This is a genomic window from Streptomyces sp. NPDC102437 (assembly GCF_044765565.1).
In the GTDB taxonomy this organism is placed as follows: domain Bacteria; phylum Actinomycetota; class Actinomycetes; order Streptomycetales; family Streptomycetaceae; genus Streptomyces.
This window is the reverse complement of the sequence record NZ_JBIWKI010000005.1, coordinates 248,385-265,773: the sequence shown is the minus strand read 5'-3', so window position 1 is coordinate 265,773 and position 17,389 is coordinate 248,385. Positions and strand designations below refer to the sequence as shown.

Sequence of the window (17,389 nt, the reverse complement as noted above, 5' to 3'; positions counted from 1 at the left end):
CGTGTTTCACGTGAAACATGACCCATCGCTTCCGCGGTCTCAGCCCTGCGCGGCCCACCATTCCTTGAGCTTCCCGACCGCCACGTCATGCTCCATCGGGCCGTGCTCCAGGCGCAGCTCCAGCAGGAACGCGTACGCCTTGCCGATCACCGGCCCGGGGCCGACACCCAGGGTCTTCATGATCTCGTTGCCGTCCAGGTCGGGGCGGATGGCATCCAGCTCCTCCTGCTCCTGCAACTGCGCGATGCGCTCCTCAAGACCGTCATAGGTCCGCGAGAGAGCGCCCGCCTTGCGCTTGTTGCGCGTGGTGCAGTCCGAGCGGGTCAGCTTGTGCAACCGCTCCAGCAGGGGGCCGGCGTCCCGCACGTAGCGGCGGACCGCGGAGTCCGTCCACTCACCGTCGCCGTAACCGTGGAAGCGCAGATGAAGCTCCACCAGCTTCGAGACGTCCTTGACCATGTCGTTGGAGTACTTGAGCTCGGTCATCCGCTTCTTGACCATCTTCGCCCCCACCACCTCGTGGTGATGGAACGAGACCCGTCCGTCCTTCTCGAAGCGTCGCGTTCTCGGCTTACCGATGTCATGGAGAAGAGCGGCAAGGCGCAGGACCAGATCGGGGCCGTCCTGCTCCAGGCCGATGGCCTGCTCCAGGACGGTCAGCGAATGCTCGTAGACATCTTTGTGACGGTGATGCTCATCACTTTCCAGACGCAGTGCAGGGAGCTCCGGCAGCACCTGCTGCGCCAGCCCCGTGTCGACGAGCAGCGCCAGTCCCTTGCGGGGGTGGGTGGAGAGCAGCAGCTTGTTGAGTTCTTCCCGGATCCGCTCGGCGGAGACGATCTCGATGCGCCCGGCCATCTCCGTCATCGCGGTGACCACATCGGGAGCGACATCGAAGTCCAGCTGAGCCGCGAAGCGGGCAGCGCGCAGCATCCGCAGCGGATCGTCGGAGAACGACTCCTCGGGTGTTCCGGGGGTACGCAGAACGCGCTCGGCCAGGTCCTCGAGGCCGCCGTGAGGGTCGATGAACTCCTTCTGCGGAAGGGCGACGGCCATCGCGTTGACCGTGAAGTCACGGCGGACGAGATCTTCCTCGATGGAGTCGCCGTAGGACACCTCGGGCTTGCGCGAGGTCCTGTCGTACGCCTCCGACCTGTAGGTGGTGACCTCGATCTGGTAGCCGTCCTTCTGGGCGCCCACCGTGCCGAAGGCGATCCCGACCTCCCAGACCGAGTCGGCCCACGGCCGGACGATCTTCAGCACGGCCTCGGGGCGGGCATCGGTCGTGAAGTCCAGATCGTTCCCGAGCCTGCCGAGAAGCGCGTCCCGGACCGATCCGCCGACCAGGGCGAGACCGAACCCGGCGTCCTGGAAACGGCGAGCGAGATCGTCGGCGACCGGGGACACCCGCAGCAGTTCGCTGACTGCGCGGTGCTGCACCTGGGTCAGGGCACGGGAGCTGTCTTCATTGGCGTTCGGCACAACAGAAAAGGGTACGTGCCCGGACCGGCCCGGTCGTCCTGGTTTCGGCCCGCCCTGCAAGACTCTTCCGATCATGTAGCGAACTCCCAGCACTTGGCACCCGCGCACATCGTTACCATGCGTGGACGCAAGAACCGACAACCATCGACACCAGCTGACGACGACGAGGGACGGGTAGGCGCGTGGCCGAGGCGGCAGACATTCAGGGGATCGGTCCCTCTCCTGCCCGCCGGTGGCTGCGCCGCACAGCCGCCCTGGTCATCGGGGCACCGCTCGTCGCGGCGCTGCTGGCCGGTCCCACCGCACCCGCGGCGCAGGCCGACGGGACCGGCAAGGCCCACATCGGGTCCGAAACGGTCGACGTGTCCCTGGACACCCTGGCTCCCAGCGCGCCGGTCAAGGGGGACACCTTGACCGTCTCCGGCACCGTGACCAACCGGGGCAAGGGCACGATCACGCAGGCCGTGGTCGACCTGCGGGTGGGCCCGAAGCTCCTCAGCCGGACGGAGATCGACACCGCCGCCAAGCGCACCGTGTACGTGCCCGGTGGCGACCCCGCCCCGGTCGGCGGCAAGTACACGGTGAAGTTCGCAAAGCTCCCCTCCGGGATCAGCCAGGACTTCACGCTCTCCGTTCCGGTCGGCAAGTTGGGACTCGGCGACGACGGCGTCTACCAGCTCGGCGTCTCGCTGTCGGGCCAGACCCCCCAGGCCCAGTACAAGCAGGTGCTGGGGATCGAGCGCACCTTCCTGCCCTGGCAGGAGGAGGAGCGTGATTCCAGGACGAACGTCACCTATCTCTGGCCGCTCATCGCGTCGGCCCATGTCACCGCCGAGACGGGCACCGACGATCAGCGGACGCCCGTGTTCGCGGACGAGGACCTGGCCGCCGAGCTGGCTCCGGGCGGACGGCTCGAACAGCTGGTATCGCTGGGCAGCCAGCTGCCCGTGACCTGGGTGATCGACCCTGATCTGCTGGCCAGTGTCGACGCGATGGCGGGGAACTACCGCGTCAAGTCCGGCGACACCACCGTCGCGGGGAAGAACCAGGCCGTCGCCAAGCAGTGGCTCACCTCGCTCGAAGCCGCTGTGTCGGACGGAAAGGTCGTCGCGCTGCCGTTCGCCGACCCCGATCTGGCGTCCATCGCGCACCGCGGCAAGAACGTCTCCGGCACCCTCAGCCATCTGCAGACCGCCACCGAAGTGGCCGGGACGACGGTGCAGACGATCCTCCACGTGAAGCCGTCGACCGACTTCGCATGGCCCGTCGACGGGGCCATCGACCCGTCGATCGTCGATGTCGCCACCTCGGCCGGGGCCCACAAGGTGATTGCCCGCAGCGACAGCCTCCAGGAGACCGGCGGTCTGACGTACACGCCGACCGCGGCCCGGCCGATCGGTGGCGGCACCACCGCGGTCGTCGCCGACGCCCGGCTCTCCACGGCCTTCCAGGGCGACATGTCGAAGGCCGGGAAGTCCACCCTCGCCGTCCAGAAATTCCTCGCTCTGACTCTCGCCCTGGCCGAACAGGACACGGACACCGAGCGGAGCATCGTCGTCGCACCGCAGCGGATGCCCACCGTGGCCCAGGCCCAGTCGATGGCCCAGGCCCTGCACGGGCTCGACGACGAGCGCTGGACCCAGCCCCTCGGGCTGGTGGACGCGGCCGCGGCGAAGCCCGACGCGCGCGCGACGACCAGCGTCCCCAGGGCCTCCCAGTACCCGAAGAAGCTCCGTCGCCAGGAACTGCCCACCCAGGCCTTCCAGGACATCAAGTCCACCCAGGTCTCGCTGAACAACTTCCAGGTCATCCTCACCCAGCCCGAGCGGGTGGTGACCCCCTTCGGCAACGCGCTCAACCGGTCCATGTCGACGTCATGGCGCGGCAGGCCGCTGGAGGCCCAGCAGTACCGGGACTCGGTCCGCGGCTATCTGCAGGACCTCGTCGGTGAGGTCCAGCTCATCTCGAAGTCCGACGTCACCCTGTCCGGCCGCAGCGCCACCATCCCGGTGACCGTGCAGAACAGGCTGTTGCAGGGCGTGGACCATCTCGTACTCCGGCTGAAGTCGGAGAACGCGACGCGCCTCAAGCTGAACGACGGCGGGGCCGTGGCGGAGCAGCCGATCCGGATCGGGCCCGGCCACAGCCAGTCCGTGAAGTTCGACGCGGCGGCCAACGTCAACGGCCAGGTGCAGATGACGGCGCAGCTCTACACCGAGGACGGCACGCCGTACGGCGAAGAGATGACCTTCACCGTGAAGGTCTCCGAGCTCACCCCGACCGTGCTGCTGGTCATCGCCGGCGGGCTGCTGCTCCTGGTCCTCGCGGGCATCAGGATGTACGCCCACCGCAAGCGCGCCAACGCGGGCGACGCACCCGGCGAAGACGGCGGTGAACCCGAGCAGCCGAGTGACCCGACTCCGGACACCGGTCCGGAAAGCGGGGAGCCGTCGGGCGCGGGTGAGAAAGTGGAACGTTGAGCTATGTCTGTCGTGGCCGGTCGGCCGGGGACGATGAGGTGGGGTTTCGATGAACGCGCCGTACGACGGTGACCGCGGTCAGGGTGCGGGCGGAGCCGGGTCTTCCGGCGGGCCTCCGATGCCCCCGGGCCCTGGCCAGGTTCCGCCGACGCCCGATCCGTACCTGCAGGACGCCTACGACCGCGATCCCTACCGCGCCCAGGATCTGTCCGTCCAGGACCCGGTGACCGAGGCGCTGTACGACCGTGCCGCGCACCCGCCGCCGCCCCCCGGCACCTACCAGCAGCCCCAGCCGCTCTACCAGCAGCCGCCTGCTGCCCAGTACCCGCCCGACCCGCGCATCTGGGCGCAGACCCCGCCTCCCGAGCCCGAGGGCCCGTCGCGGCACCTGCCGTACGGCGACAATCCGGCGACCACCCAGTTCGTCGGGGTGGACGACCTCGTCAGCCAGGCTTCCCGGGGCGACGAGCAGCCGGATGCCTTCGCACACCTCTTCCGGGACCAGGAGGGCCCGGCCGGGTCCGCCCCCGTACCTCCGGAGCCCGAGCCGGCCCCGGCGCCCGCCCCGCCGAAGTCCGGCGGACGGGCCTCCGGCCTACTGAAGTCCAGCGCGCTGATGGCGGCCGGCACGCTTGTGTCCCGCCTCACCGGATTCGTCCGCAGCCTGGTGATCACCGCCGCGCTCGGCGCGGCGCTGCTCGGCGACAGCTTCACCATCGCCTACACCCTGCCCACGATGATCTACATCCTCACCGTGGGCGGAGGCCTGAACTCGGTCTTCGTACCCCAGCTCGTCCGTTCCATGAAGGACGACGAGGACGGTGGCGAGGCCTACGCCAACCGGCTGCTGACCCTCGTCATGGTCGCGCTCGGCGTGATCGTCGCGATCGCGGTCTTCGCCGCTCCCTGGCTCATCCACATGATGTCGCCGACGATCGCCCAGGACACCGCGGCCAACAGCGTCGCCGTGACTTTCGCCCGGTACTGCCTGCCGACCATCTTCTTCATGGGCGTGCACGTCGTGATGGGCCAGATCCTCAACGCCCGCGGCAAGTTCGGCGCGATGATGTGGACCCCGGTCCTCAACAACATCGTCATGATCTTCACGTTCGGCATGTTCATCTGGGTCTACGGCACGTCCGCCGAGTCCCAGATGGGCGTCCAGACGATTCCGCCGGAGGGCGTCCGGCTCCTGGGCATCGGCACGCTGCTCGGCCTGGTCGTACAGGCCCTGGCGATGATCCCGTATCTGCGCGAGGCCGGGTTCCGCTTCCGCCCGCGCTTCGACTGGAAGGGACACGGGCTCGGCAAGACGATCAAGCTCGCCAAGTGGACCGTCCTGTTCGTGCTGGCCAACCAGGCGGGCGTGATCGTCGTGACACAGCTCGCGACGTCTGCGGGCAAGCTGTCCGGCAAGGACGGCACCGGCTTCCTCGCCTACTCCAACGCCCAGCTCATCTGGGGCATGCCGCAGGCGATCATCACCGTCTCCGTCATGGCGGCGCTGCTGCCCCGCATCTCCCGCGCAGCCCACGACGACGACCCGGGCGCCGTCCGTGACGACATCTCCCAGGGGCTGCGGAACTCGGCCGTCGCGATCGTGCCGGTGGCCTTCGCCTTCCTCGCACTCGGCCTGCCGATGTGCACCCTGCTGTACGCCTCCGCGGGCACCGAGGCCGCCCGCTCCATGGGCTTCATCCTCATGGCCTTCGGCCTCGGCCTGATCCCCTACTCCGTGCAGTACGTCGTGCTGCGCGGCTTCTACGCGTACGAGGACACCCGCACGCCCTTCTACAACACGGTCATCGTCGCCGCGGTCAACGCGGCCGCCTCGGCCCTCTGCTACGTGGTTCTGCCCGCCCGGTGGGCCGTGGTCGGCATGGCCGCGTCGTACGGGCTCGCCTACGCCGTCGGCGTGGGCGTCGCCTGGCGGCGGCTCCGCAACCGCCTGGGCGGAGATCTGGACGGTGCACATGTCGTACGCACCTATGCCCGGCTGTGCCTGGCCGCGATCCCCGCGGCGGTACTCGGCGGCGGCGCGGGCTTTGCCGTGCTCATGGGCCTGGGCGAGGGTGCCTTCGGTTCGCTCGCTGCGCTGATCTGCGGTGGAGCCGTACTGCTGGGCGTCTTCTTCGTCGCCGCCAAGCGGATGCGGATCGAGGAGATCAACGGCATGGTCGGCATGGTCCGAGGGCGACTCGGTCGCTGAGGATCAACCGCCGCACAACCATCACCACCCCTTGCGTGTCGTGCATAGCGCCGGAGTGTGGGCACAATTGGCGTGACTGTGCAGAGCTGGCTGGCATCGCGCAACGGATGGGGAGGCAGGAACGACGGTGGCGGAACGTAGCACGGCTGCCGTCGACGTGGCCGACAACAGCGGTGATGAGCCGCTGACCGCCAAGGCGGACGAGACCACGGCCGACGGGACGGCAGAAGCTCAGGACACCAAGGGCACGAAGCCTCAGGACACGGATGGTGAGCGCATCGGTTCCGAGGCCACTCTGCCGATCCCCGATCTGCACAGCGGGCACAAACTGGCCAGACGCTACCGGCTGGAGGAGTGCGTCACCCGTCTGGACGGCTTCAGCAGCTGGCGCGCCGTCGACGAGAAGCTGCGCCGGGCGGTGGGCGTCCACCTGCTTCCGGCCGACCACCCGCGTGCCCGCTCCGTGCTGGCGGCGGCCCGCTCCTCCGCACTGCTCGGTGACCCGCGCTTCGTGCAGGTCCTCGACGCGGTGGAGGAGGACGACCTCGTCTACGTCGTCCACGAATGGCTCCCCGACGCCACCGAGCTCACCTCGCTGCTGGCCTCGGGGCCGATGGACGCGCACGACGCCTACCAGCTCGTCAGCCAGGTCTCCCAGGCCATGGCGGCAGCCCACCGGGAAGGCCTCGCACATCTGAGGCTCACCCCGGGGGCGGTGCTGCGAAGCTCGACCGGGCAGTACCGGATCCGCGGCCTCGCGGTGAACGCCGCCCTGCGGGGCATCACCGCCGACGGTCCCCAGCGTGCGGACACCGAGGCGATCGGCGCCCTGCTCTACGCCGCGCTGACCCAGCGCTGGCCGTACGAGAGCGATGCGTACGGCCTGGCCGGGCTGCCCAAGGGAGTGGGACTGATCGCCCCCGACCAGGTGCGCGCCGGCGTCCACCGGGGTCTTTCCGAGCTCGCCATGCGCGCACTCGCCAACGACGGCGCGACTGCCTCCCGGCAAGAACAGCCGTGCACCACGCCGGACGAGCTGGCCAAGGCCGTTGCCGCGATGCCCCGCATCCGTCCTCCGGAGCCCGCCTTCACAGCGCCTCCCGAGTACCAGCGCACCACCTACCAGCAGGGTTCCTACGGGCGCCCGCCTGCCCGGCCCGTCGCCGCCCAGCCCACGATCGCGGCGCCCCCGGCACCGCTCCAGAGCCGCACCGGCAAAGCCCTCAAGTGGGCCGTGTCCGCGCTGCTCATCGCCGCGCTGGGCCTCGGCAGCTGGCAGCTCGCCGAGACGCTCATCGACCACAACAAGAGTTCCGACCCCGGCGACAGCACACAGACCGACCCGGAGAACAGCGACAACAAGCCTCAGCCCGCGACCGTGCCACTGCGCATCGCCGGAGCGACGGAGTTCATGCCCAGCGGCTCGGGGATCAAGACGGATCAGGTGCCGAACTCCGTCGACGGCGACGCGGGCACGGCCTGGGTCACTCCCCGATACCGGGGCTACGCGAACTTCGGCAACTACCCGAACCGCAGGGACGGCAGCGGCATAGTCGTCGACCTGGGAAGCGTTCAGGACGTCGCGGGCATCGCCGCCACGATGTACCGCACTGGGCAGAAGGCCGAGGTCCTGGCTGCCGATCCGAGCGCCTCCGCCCCATCGTCCCTCTCCGACTTCCCCCAGCGCCTCACAGAGCTTGAAACCGTGGGAAGCCATCTGAAGAAGACCCTCCCCAAGCCGGTGCGGACGCGCTACGTCCTGATCCGTCTCGCGGAACTGCCTTCGGACGGAACGGGTGGCTACCGGGGCGGGATCTCGGAGATCTCCGTACTCAAGTGACCGCGAGGCCGGTGGGACGCCCCCACCGGCCTCGCGCGTATCCGGTGCGCCTCGGCACCGGTGATCGCGTTCGGTCTCGGACAGCGCCTCCTGCGCCCCTGCCCCGTCCGCTCGAATCGTGATAGACAGACGCACCTTGACGCAGCGAAAGGGAGGGAGGGGGAGGTGGCCGCCGAGCCGTCGGAACCACTCAACGACTCAGACCTCCTCGCTCGCCATGTGGCCGGTGACCCGGACGCCTTCGGTGAGCTCGTACGGCGCCACCGAGACCGGCTGTGGGCGGTGGCGATACGGACCCTGGGAGACCGCGAGGAAGCAGCGGACGCCGTCCAGGACGCCCTTGTCTCCGCCTTCAGGGCCGCACATACCTTCCGCGGTCAGTCCGCCGTCACCACCTGGCTGCATCGCATCACGGTCAACGCCTGCCTCGACCGGGTCCGCAAGGCGGCCACCCGCAGGACCGCGCCGGTCGATGACACCGAACGGTTCGAGCAGCTCCTGGAACCCCACGAATCCGCAGAGGCACCGGCGGAACGTCAGGACCTCCACCGCGAACTCCTGGCTGCCCTCGCCACTCTGCCCGCCGAGCAGCGGGCCGCACTCGTCCTCGTGGACATGCAGGGCTACCCGGTTGCCGAGGCGGCACGCATCCTCGACGTACCGACAGGCACCGTGAAGAGCCGCTGTGCGCGGGGACGGGCCCGGCTGGCACCGCTGCTCATCCACCTGCGCGGCGAGGTCGCAGGAGTCGACGAGAGGGCCGGAAGGAACCGGACGCCGCGCGCATCCGTCCCACCGGCATCGGGGCCGAGAGATGCGGGCGCAAGCGATCCCGCTGCAGTGAAGGGCGGAGGTGGGCGCACATGACATCAACGACCGACACGACCCAGCATCCGGATGTCACGGAGATCTCCGAGCTGGCGGAGGAGCTGCTCCCCCCGTCACGTGCGGCAGAGGTACGCGACCATGTGGACGGCTGCGAACTCTGCGGTGAGGTCAATGCCTCTCTCATGGAAATCCGCGAGCTGCTCGGCACCGTGCCCATGCCACAGCGCATGCCTGACGACATCGCGGACCGCATCGATGCCGCACTCGTCGCCGAGGCGGCTCTCGGCATCACGAAGCCTTCCGGCTCGGCGCATGTTTCACGTGAAACAGAGCAGCCGGCAGCAGAGAAGCCGAACACGGAATCCAGTCCCTCGGACCGTCCCGCAGGACGTCCCCGGGCGACCACCGGCCCCGGCCGCCGGTCGGTCCGGCGCCGCCGTCGCACAGCCGTGCTCGGAGCCGCTCTCGGTGCGGCCGTGGTCGGCGTGAGTGTCTTCATGCTGCAGAGCCTTCAGCCGTCCCAGGAATCCGCGAGCCTCAAGGCCGCAGACCGCAGCTCCATCGCCGGGGAGAACAGCGGAGGAACGTTCTCGGAGTCCACCCTCGGGGACCGGGTGCACACGCTTCTTCTGAGTGCCGGCTCGAAGCCGTCGAAGTCGGCGGACGGCATGGAGGGCGAGAAGCAGGCGCCGTCCGTCGAGGCGCAGTCGACGCCCAGTAGCAACTCCGCCGGATCCGAATCGCCCCAGACGCCATTGCGCGCACCCACCGTGCCCGTCCCGCCGTGTGTGCAGCAGGGCACCGGACGCGATGCTGCCGCCCTCGCCGTGGAACAAGGAACCTACGAGGGCACGGATGCGTTCCTCGTCGTCCTTCCGCACCTGTCCGACGCGACCCGTGTACAGGCGTACGTCGTCGATGCGGCCTGCGTCCGGACCGCGCCCGCGGGCAAGGGTGAACTCCTGCTGGTCCACTCCTACCCACGCACCTGAGAATCCCGCCGGAAGCGCCCCGCACGTCGGGGAATGCATCCCCCGTAGGATCCGTTGGGTGGGGTGAGAGTCGTTGAACCGGCCCCAGTAGGCGTGGACAGTAGGCAGTCTGCAGAGACGAGGAAGAAACCCGTGAGCGACGTCCGTAACGTGATCATCATCGGCTCCGGCCCCGCGGGCTACACGGCCGCCCTTTACACCGCACGCGCCTCTCTCAAGCCGCTGGTGTTCGAGGGCGCCGTCACCGCCGGTGGCGCGCTGATGAACACCACCGACGTGGAGAACTTCCCGGGCTTCCAGGACGGGATCATGGGCCCCGAACTCATGGACAACATGCGCGCCCAGGCCGAGCGCTTCGGCGCCGAGCTGGTCCCCGACGACGTCGTCTCCGTGGACCTCACCGGAGACATCAAGACGGTGACGGACACGGCCGGCACGGTGCACCGCGCCAAGGCCGTCATCGTGACGACCGGCTCGCAGCACCGCAAGCTCGGCCTGCCCAACGAGGACGCCCTCTCCGGACGCGGCGTCTCCTGGTGCGCCACCTGTGACGGCTTCTTCTTCAAGGACCAGGACATCGCCGTGGTCGGCGGCGGCGACACCGCGATGGAGGAAGCGACCTTCCTCTCCCGCTTCGCCAAGTCGGTCACCATCGTCCACCGCCGGGACACGCTGCGTGCCTCCAAGACCATGCAGGAACGAGCCTTCGCCGACCCGAAGATCAAGTTCGCCTGGGACAGCGAGGTTGCCGGAGTGAACGGCGAGCAGAAGCTCTCCGGTCTGACCCTGCGGAACACCAAGACCGGCGAGACGTCCGAGCTCGCGGTGACCGGCCTGTTCATCGCTGTGGGCCACGACCCGCGCACCGAGCTCTTCAAGGGCCAGCTCGACCTGGACGAGGAGGGCTACCTCAAGGTCGAAGCCCCCTCGACCCGTACCAACCTGACCGGTGTCTTCGGCGCCGGTGACGTCGTCGACCACACCTACCGGCAGGCCATCACGGCCGCCGGCACGGGCTGCTCTGCCGCCCTCGACGCCGAGCGCTTCCTCGCCGCGCTCGCCGACGAGGAGAAGGCCGCAGCGGCCACCGTCTGACTCACGCCTCGCACCCCACTACACCCCAAGAAGTTAAGGAGGCCGCCGTGGCCGGCGCCCTGAAGAACGTGACCGACGACTCCTTCGACGAGGTCGTCCTGAAGAGCGAGAAGCCTGTACTGGTGGACTTCTGGGCAGCCTGGTGCGGCCCGTGCCGCCAGATCGCTCCTTCCCTGGAGGCCATCGCCGCCGAGCACGGTGACCAGATCGAGGTCGTCAAGCTCAACATCGACGAGAACCCGGCCACGGCTGCCAAGTACGGCGTCATGTCCATCCCGACCCTGAACGTCTACCAGGGCGGCGAGGTCGCGAAGACCATCGTCGGAGCGAAGCCGAAGGCCGCGATCGTCCGCGACCTCGAAGCCTTCCTCGGCTAGGTCTTTCGTTTGGATCAGGCCGGATCAGCCCGGCTTGATCCAAACGAGAGGCCCCAGGCGTACCGCACGCCACTGTTTCACGTGAAACGGGTCCGTCCCTCGGGGGGATGGACCCGTTTCACGTTGTCATGGAAGCTCGGATCGCCCTGGGCTCTCGGATCACAGCGGCCTCAGCGCCGGCTCCTTCTGTACCGCGCCCAGCAGCCGGTCCAGGGCCAGTTCGACGTCTTCCTTCCAGGACAGCGTCGTGCGCAGTTCCAGCCTCAGCCGAGGATGAACGGGATGCGGCCGTACGGTCTTGAAGCCGACTGCGAGCAGATGGTCCGCGGGAAGCACACAGGCCGGCTCCTTCCACCGGGCATCGCCGAATGCCTCGATCGCCTTGAACCCCCGGCGCAGCAGATCCTTGGCGACGGTCTGCACCATGACCCGGCCCAGCCCCTGCCCCTGGTAGCCCGGCATGATCCAACCAGTGATCAACTGCACGGCATCGGAGGAGACGGGGCTGGTGGGAAACGCGGTCGAGCGCGGTACATAGGCGGGCGGCGCATAGAGCACGTAGCCCACCGGGACATCGTCGACATGGACAACGCGGCCGCACGACCCCCATTCCAGGAGAACGGCCGAGATCCAGGCCTCCTTCTCCAACTCGGGCGTCCCTGCCTTTACCGCAGCTTCCCCACTGACCGGATCCAGCTCCCAGAAGACACATGAGCGGCATCGTCTGGGGAGATCGGAAAGGTTGTCCAGTGTGAGCGGTACGAGCCGACGCCCCATGAAGGCTGTTCCTCGCTTCCTTCGCCCGCCGCACCGCGTGCGACGGTCAGTGCACTCCGTTCACTGACCGTATGGCCCCTTCTACCGAGGTGGCTCAACCCGGATGTGCCATACCAGAACGCATCGTATCGACCCAGGGATGAAGCCGACACCGAGAGAAAGCAAAGGGCGGGCTGTGTCCCGGTAACCACCGGAACACAGCCCGCCCGACATCCCCCATCGGCAGGATCAGCCCTCGTCGCCCTCGGCGGATTCCTCTGCGGACTCCTGCTCCAGCACGCGTCCCTCGCCCGGTGCCAGGCTGCCGAGAATACGGTCCAGGTCCTCCATCGACGCGAACTCGACGACGATCTTCCCCTTCTTCTGACCGAGGTCGACCTTCACCCTGGTCTCGAAGCGGTCCGATAGCCGGGTGGCGAGATCGGACAGGGCGGGCGACACCCGGCCGCCGGCCCGCGGCCCCCTGGCCTTGGCAGGGCTCGTGGCACTGGAGCCCATGAGCGTCACGATCTCCTCGACCGCACGCACCGACAGCCCCTCGGCCACAATGCGATGGGCCAGCCGGTCCTGCTCCTCCGAGTCGTCAACGGACAGCAGGGCCCGCGCATGACCGGCCGACAGCACCCCGACGGCCACCCTCCGTTGTACCGGAGCCGACAGCTTCAGCAGACGCAGGGTGTTGGACACCTGCGGCCGCGAACGCCCGATTCGGTCGGCCAGCTGGTCATGCGTGCACTTGAAGTCCTTGAGCAGCTGGTCGTACGCGGCTGCCTCCTCCAGCGGATTCAGCTGAGCCCGGTGAAGGTTCTCCAGGAGCGCGTCCAGGAGCAGCTTCTCGTCGTCCGTGGCCCGAACGATAGCCGGAATCTGCTTCAGCTCCGCCTTACGGCAGGCCCTCCAGCGCCGCTCGCCCATGATGAGCTCATAGCGCTCCGGCCCCACCTTCCGCACAACGACAGGCTGAAGGAGACCCACCTCCTTGATGGAGGTCACCAGCTCCGCAAGCGCGTCCTCATCGAACACCTCACGGGGCTGGCGGGGGTTGGGAGTGATGTCGCCGATAGGAATCTCGGCGAAGTACGCCCCGGCAGGTCCCGCCGACCCCGCGCCCGTTCCGGGCTCCGACATCGGCGCGCCCGGCTCCGGCACGATCGGAGTGCCCGCGCGAGCGGCCACCTTTGCCGCAGCCACCCCTCGCTCCGCGGTCAGCACAGGATTCGCCCCGGCAGGGGTCGATCCCATCCCCGCGGGCGGCACCTGCTTCTCCTGCGGAGCGGCGGGGATCAGGGCACCCAGCCCACGCCCCAACCCTCTTCGACGCTCGCTCACTGAATCCCCTCCGAAATGCTCTGCTGGCTGTTCCCCATGCCCGTCCGGGCATGCTGGGGCTCGTAGTGGATCCCGACACCCCGCAGGGCGATCTCACGCGCCGCTTCGAGGTACGACAGCGACCCACTGGAACCCGGGTCATAGGTCAAAACGGTCTGCCCGTAGCTGGGCGCCTCCGAGATACGCACCGATCGCGGAATGTTCGTCCGCAGTACCTCCTTGCCGAAGTGGCTGCGCACCTCCTCCGCAACCTGCGAAGCGAGCCTGGTCCTGCCGTCGTACATGGTGAGCAGGATCGTCGATACATGGAGATCGGGGTTGAGATGCCCCCGCACGAGGTCCACATTCCGCAGTAGCTGACCCAGCCCTTCCAGCGCGTAGTACTCGCACTGGATGGGGATCAGCACCTCGGCCCCGGCAACCAGGGCATTGACCGTCAACAGACCGAGCGAAGGCGGGCAGTCGATGAGGATGTAGTCCAACGGCTGTTCGTACGCCTGGATCGCTCGCTGCAGTCGACTCTCCCGCGCCACCAGCGACACCAGTTCGATCTCCGCACCGGCGAGATCGATGGTGGCGGGGGCGCAGAAGAGGCCTTCGACGTCCGGTACGGGCTGAACCACCTCGGAGAGCGGCCTGCTCTCCACCAGGACGTCATAGATGGAGGGGACTTCGGCATGGTGATCGATACCCAGAGCCGTAGAGGCGTTCCCCTGCGGGTCGAGGTCGATCACCAGAACACGGGCGCCGTGAAGCGCGAGCGAGGCAGCAAGGTTGACCGTCGTGGTCGTCTTGCCCACTCCGCCCTTCTGGTTGGCCACCACCATGACGCGCGTCCGGTCAGGACGAGGCAGGCCCTCGCCGGCGCGGCCAAGGGCCTCGACCGCCAGCTGGGCCGCGCGGCCGATGGGTGTGTCGTCCATCGGCGGCGGTGTTTCACGTGAAACACCGTCCCCCGCCGATTCGGTTCGGGGACCGGGGACCGGATCGGTCATCGGTCCCGCAATGTTGGCGTCGGACCGCAAGGATTCACTCTCCTCGACTTCAGGCTCGCAATGAGCAGAGCCTGCCATGCTTTCGGGGTCGTGAACCAGCGAGGCCCGCTCTTCTGTGGATGAATCCACTTCTGTGGACAACTCCGTAGCCCTAACGGGCCTGCGATGCCGCGGCGCGGCAGCCGCGCGACCGCGGCTGATGATTCCATGCAGCAGAGAGCGACGTTTCACGTGAAACACGATGCCCCCGCAGCTTAGCTACAGGGGCACGACACTCCGTATGGGTGCATACCACTACGTACCGGACCCGCCACCGGCAGACGGCATGAACAGTACGCAGCACTCGATCCTGCGGAGCGAACGGAGACGTCAGCGGCGTCGCCTCGTGCGGCTCGTTCTGGCGGCCTTGGCCCTCTTTGCGGCGAACCTCACACCGCCGGGACTCTCACCGACCACCACACGCACCACCGTGGACATCGGGTCGACCACGCCATCCCCGACATGCAGCACCTCGGTCTCCACCACGCCGAGCTTGCTCAGAGCCGCGCGTGCCCCAGCGATCTCCTCCTCCGCGGTGTCCCCCTTGAGCGCGAGCATCTCCCCGTACGGACGCAGCAGGGGAACGCCCCAGCCGGCCAGCCGGTCCAGCGGTGCCACGGCACGAGCCGTCACCACGTGCACCGGCTGGAGCGACCCCAGAACCTCCTCGGCCCGGCCACGCACGACCGTCACATGGTCCAGGCCCAGCAGCTCCACTACTTCCTGGAGGAAATTCGTGCGCCGGAGCAGGGGCTCCAGCAAGGTGATCTTGAGGTCGGGGCGCACCAGCGCCAGCGGGATACCGGGAAGGCCGGCCCCCGAACCCACATCGCAGACGGTGACGCCCTCGGGCACGACCTCGGAGAGCACCGCGCAGTTCAGCAGATGCCGCTCCCACAGCCGCGGCACTTCACGCGGGCCGATCAGCCCCCGCTTCACCCCGGCGTCCGCCAGCAGTTCCGCGTACCGGACAGCCTCCGGAAAGAACTCGCCGAAAACCGCCCGCGCCCCTTCGGGCGCCTGGGGAAGCTCTACTTCCGCCGTCACGGGAACCGTCCTTCCATACCGCACTACCGCACTGTGGGTGGCTGATCTATCAGGCTGACAAAGATCGGCCCCGCCTGCGAACAGACGGGGCCGACAGAACCAGGGTCCGGTCAGGCCGGGAGGACGACGACGAAGCGCTCCGGCTCCTCGCCCTCGGACTCGCTGCGCAGACCGGCGGCCGCGACCGCGTCGTGGACGACCTTGCGCTCGAACGGCGTCATCGGGTCCAGCTTCACCGGCTCGCCCGTGCTCTTGACCTCGTCCGCGGCCTTGGCACCCAGCGCGGCAAGCTCCGCCCGCTTCTTGGCCCGGAAGCCCGCGATGTCCAGCATCAGCCGGCTGCGGTCCCCGGTCTCCCGGTGAACGGCGAGCCGCGTCAGCTCCTGGAGCGCCTCCAGCACCTCACCGTCGCGGCCCACGAGCTTCTGCAGATCACGTGCCGAGTCGCTGATGATCGAGACCGCGGCCCGGTCCGCCTCGACATCCATGTCGATGTCGCCGTCGAGGTCGGCGATGTCGAGCAGACCCTCGAGGTAATCCGCTGCGATCTCGCCCTCCTGCTCAAGGCGGGTCAAGGTGTCGCTGCCCTCAGCGGCCGTGGAGGTGGTGCCTTCCGTCACGGATGGACTCCTTCTTACTTCTTGGACGGGTGCTTGGGCCGCTGCGGGCCCTTGCGCTGTCCGGACTTGGCTTGGCGTGAGGAGCCGGACGCGGGCTTGCCCGCCGGCTTGGGCTTTTCGTCCTGCGCGGCGTCCCGCTTCTGCAGAGAGGTCTTGGAACCCGACTCGGTGGAGTCGGCGTCCTTGGTCCCCGCCTGTGCGGTACCGGTCTGGCGCTGGGCCTTGGTCTGGCGCTTGGGCTGCTGACGCCGCTGCGCGGCTCCGCCCTCGGCCTCGGCGACAGCGGTCTCGCTCTTGATCACGGTGCCGTCCTCCTGGGCGGCGAGGCCCAGCTTGGCCAGCCCCGTGACGAACTTCCGCTCGATGTCATTGCGGTCCGGTCCCTTGGCCACGATCCGCTTGACGGTGTTGCGCCGGGTCCTGCCCCGGACCTCACCGTGCGCGGTGACGCTCTTCAGCAGACGCGTCAGGTACTGGTCCTGCGCCTTGCTGCCCGGGGTCGGGTTCTGGTTGATCACGTACATCTGCTGACCCATGGTCCAGACGTTGGTGGTCAGCCAGTAGACGAGGACACCGACGGGGAAGTTGATGCCCATGCCGGCGAAGATCAGCGGGAAGATGTACATCAGCATCTTCTGCTGCTGCATGTACGGGGTCTTGACCGTCAGGTCGACGTTCTTCGTCATCAGCTGGCGCTGGGTGAAGAACTGCGAGGCCGACATCATCACGATCATGACCGCGGTGACGACCCGGACGTCGGTGAGCGAGGCACCGAGAGCCGCGACTTCATCCGCGCTGTTCATGAACTTGGCGGCGAGCGGAGCACCGAAGATGTGTGCCTGACGGGCGCTGTCGAGCAGCGACTGGTCGATGACACCGATCTTCTTGTTCGAGGCGATGGCCGACAGCACGTGGTACAGGGCGAAGAAGAACGGCGACTGCGCCAGGATGGGAAGGCACGAGGAGAGCGGGTTGGTACCCGTCTCCTTGTACAGCTTCATCATCTCTTCGGACTGACGCTGCTTGTCGCTCTTGTAGCGCTCCTGGATCGCCTTCATCTTCGGCTGGAGCACCTGCATGTTGCGGGTCGACTTGATCTGCTTGACGAAAAGCGGGATCAGGCAGATCCGGATCAGCACCACCAGGGACACGATGGACAGGCCCCAGGCCCAGCCCGTGTCGGGTCCGAAGATCGCCCCGTACAACTTGTGGAACTGGACGATGACCCATGAGACGGGCCAGGTGATAAAGCTGAACAGACTGGCAATCGTGTCCACTA

14 protein-coding genes are annotated in these 17,389 nt (G+C 68.1%); 7 read left to right on the top strand and 7 right to left on the bottom strand.

Going from position 1 to position 17,389, the window contains the following annotated elements; genetic code table 11:
- Positions 1 to 39: 39 nt before the first annotated feature.
- Positions 40 to 1,482 (bottom strand): CCA tRNA nucleotidyltransferase, encoded by a 1,443-nt coding sequence (locus tag ACIRJP_RS09455; protein ID WP_404170338.1) that lies wholly within the window; start codon positions 1,480 to 1,482, stop codon positions 40 to 42.
- Positions 1,483 to 1,664: 182 nt separating this feature from the next.
- On the opposite strand from ACIRJP_RS09455, the gene ACIRJP_RS09450 reads away from it, so the two are divergent.
- The 7 genes from ACIRJP_RS09450 to trxA all read left to right on the top strand — a co-directional run bounded on the left by ACIRJP_RS09450 (position 1,665) and on the right by trxA (position 11,303).
- Positions 1,665 to 3,962 carry a DUF6049 family protein gene (locus tag ACIRJP_RS09450; protein ID WP_404170335.1) on the top strand — a complete coding sequence of 766 codons (2,298 nt, stop codon included), beginning with the start codon at positions 1,665 to 1,667 and terminating at the stop codon, positions 3,960 to 3,962.
- Between the two features lie 49 nt (positions 3,963 to 4,011).
- Positions 4,012 to 6,171 (top strand): murein biosynthesis integral membrane protein MurJ, encoded by a 2,160-nt coding sequence (gene murJ, locus ACIRJP_RS09445; protein ID WP_404170332.1) that lies wholly within the window; start codon positions 4,012 to 4,014, stop codon positions 6,169 to 6,171.
- 127 nt (positions 6,172 to 6,298) lie between these two features.
- A complete protein-coding gene (locus tag ACIRJP_RS09440; protein WP_404170329.1) occupies positions 6,299 to 8,011 on the top strand; it encodes a serine/threonine protein kinase in 1,713 nt (570 codons plus the stop codon).
- A 165-nt stretch (positions 8,012 to 8,176) separates the two neighbouring features.
- The gene (gene sigM / locus ACIRJP_RS09435; protein ID WP_404170326.1) at positions 8,177 to 8,878 is read left to right on the top strand and encodes an RNA polymerase sigma factor SigM; all 702 of its coding nucleotides are present in this window, start codon (positions 8,177 to 8,179) and stop codon (positions 8,876 to 8,878) included.
- Positions 8,875 to 9,831 (top strand): hypothetical protein, encoded by a 957-nt coding sequence (locus ACIRJP_RS09430; RefSeq protein WP_404170323.1) that lies wholly within the window; start codon positions 8,875 to 8,877, stop codon positions 9,829 to 9,831. The genes sigM and ACIRJP_RS09430 overlap by 4 nt, the downstream gene beginning before the upstream one ends.
- A 132-nt stretch (positions 9,832 to 9,963) precedes the next feature.
- Positions 9,964 to 10,926 carry a thioredoxin-disulfide reductase gene (gene trxB, locus ACIRJP_RS09425; protein WP_404170320.1) on the top strand — a complete coding sequence of 321 codons (963 nt, stop codon included), beginning with the start codon at positions 9,964 to 9,966 and terminating at the stop codon, positions 10,924 to 10,926.
- 47 nt (positions 10,927 to 10,973) lie between these two features.
- On the top strand, positions 10,974 to 11,303 hold the full coding sequence (gene trxA / locus ACIRJP_RS09420) for a thioredoxin (RefSeq protein WP_266731331.1): 330 nt from the start codon (positions 10,974 to 10,976) through the stop codon (positions 11,301 to 11,303).
- A 159-nt stretch (positions 11,304 to 11,462) separates the two neighbouring features.
- Here trxA and ACIRJP_RS09415 read toward each other — a convergent pair whose 3' ends face one another.
- The 6 genes from ACIRJP_RS09415 to yidC all read right to left on the bottom strand — a co-directional run bounded on the left by ACIRJP_RS09415 (position 11,463) and on the right by yidC (position 17,387).
- A complete protein-coding gene (locus ACIRJP_RS09415) occupies positions 11,463 to 12,080 on the bottom strand; it encodes a GNAT family N-acetyltransferase (protein WP_266731332.1) in 618 nt (205 codons plus the stop codon).
- Positions 12,081 to 12,308: 228 nt separating this feature from the next.
- Complete coding sequence (locus ACIRJP_RS09410) at positions 12,309 to 13,409, bottom strand: ParB/RepB/Spo0J family partition protein (protein WP_404170316.1); 1,101 nt, start codon at positions 13,407 to 13,409, stop codon at positions 12,309 to 12,311.
- Positions 13,406 to 14,482 carry a ParA family protein gene (locus ACIRJP_RS09405; protein WP_404170476.1) on the bottom strand — a complete coding sequence of 359 codons (1,077 nt, stop codon included), beginning with the start codon at positions 14,480 to 14,482 and terminating at the stop codon, positions 13,406 to 13,408. The genes ACIRJP_RS09410 and ACIRJP_RS09405 overlap by 4 nt, the downstream gene beginning before the upstream one ends.
- A gap of 291 nt (positions 14,483 to 14,773) precedes the next feature.
- Positions 14,774 to 15,490: a 16S rRNA (guanine(527)-N(7))-methyltransferase RsmG gene (rsmG, locus tag ACIRJP_RS09400; protein ID WP_266731335.1), complete on the bottom strand. Its 717-nt coding sequence runs from the start codon at positions 15,488 to 15,490 to the stop codon at positions 14,774 to 14,776.
- A 110-nt stretch (positions 15,491 to 15,600) separates the two neighbouring features.
- Entirely contained in the window at positions 15,601 to 16,110 is a 510-nt protein-coding gene (locus ACIRJP_RS09395) for a R3H domain-containing nucleic acid-binding protein (protein ID WP_266731337.1), read from the bottom strand.
- A 14-nt stretch (positions 16,111 to 16,124) separates the two neighbouring features.
- Positions 16,125 to 17,387 (bottom strand): membrane protein insertase YidC, encoded by a 1,263-nt coding sequence (gene yidC, locus ACIRJP_RS09390; protein ID WP_383711230.1) that lies wholly within the window; start codon positions 17,385 to 17,387, stop codon positions 16,125 to 16,127.
- Between the last annotated feature and the right edge of the window lie 2 nt (positions 17,388 to 17,389).

Excerpts from the sequence above, each read along its gene's own strand:
- murJ (WP_404170332.1), top strand. The coding sequence starts at position 4,012 with ATGAACGCGCCGTACGACGGTGACCGCGGTCAGGGTGCGGGCGGAGCC.
- ACIRJP_RS09405 (WP_404170476.1), bottom strand. The coding sequence starts at position 14,482 with ATGGCAGGCTCTGCTCATTGCGAGCCTGAAGTCGAGGAGAGTGAATCC.
- ACIRJP_RS09430 (WP_404170323.1), top strand. The coding sequence starts at position 8,875 with ATGACATCAACGACCGACACGACCCAGCATCCGGATGTCACGGAGATC.
- ACIRJP_RS09415 (WP_266731332.1), bottom strand. The coding sequence starts at position 12,080 with ATGGGGCGTCGGCTCGTACCGCTCACACTGGACAACCTTTCCGATCTC.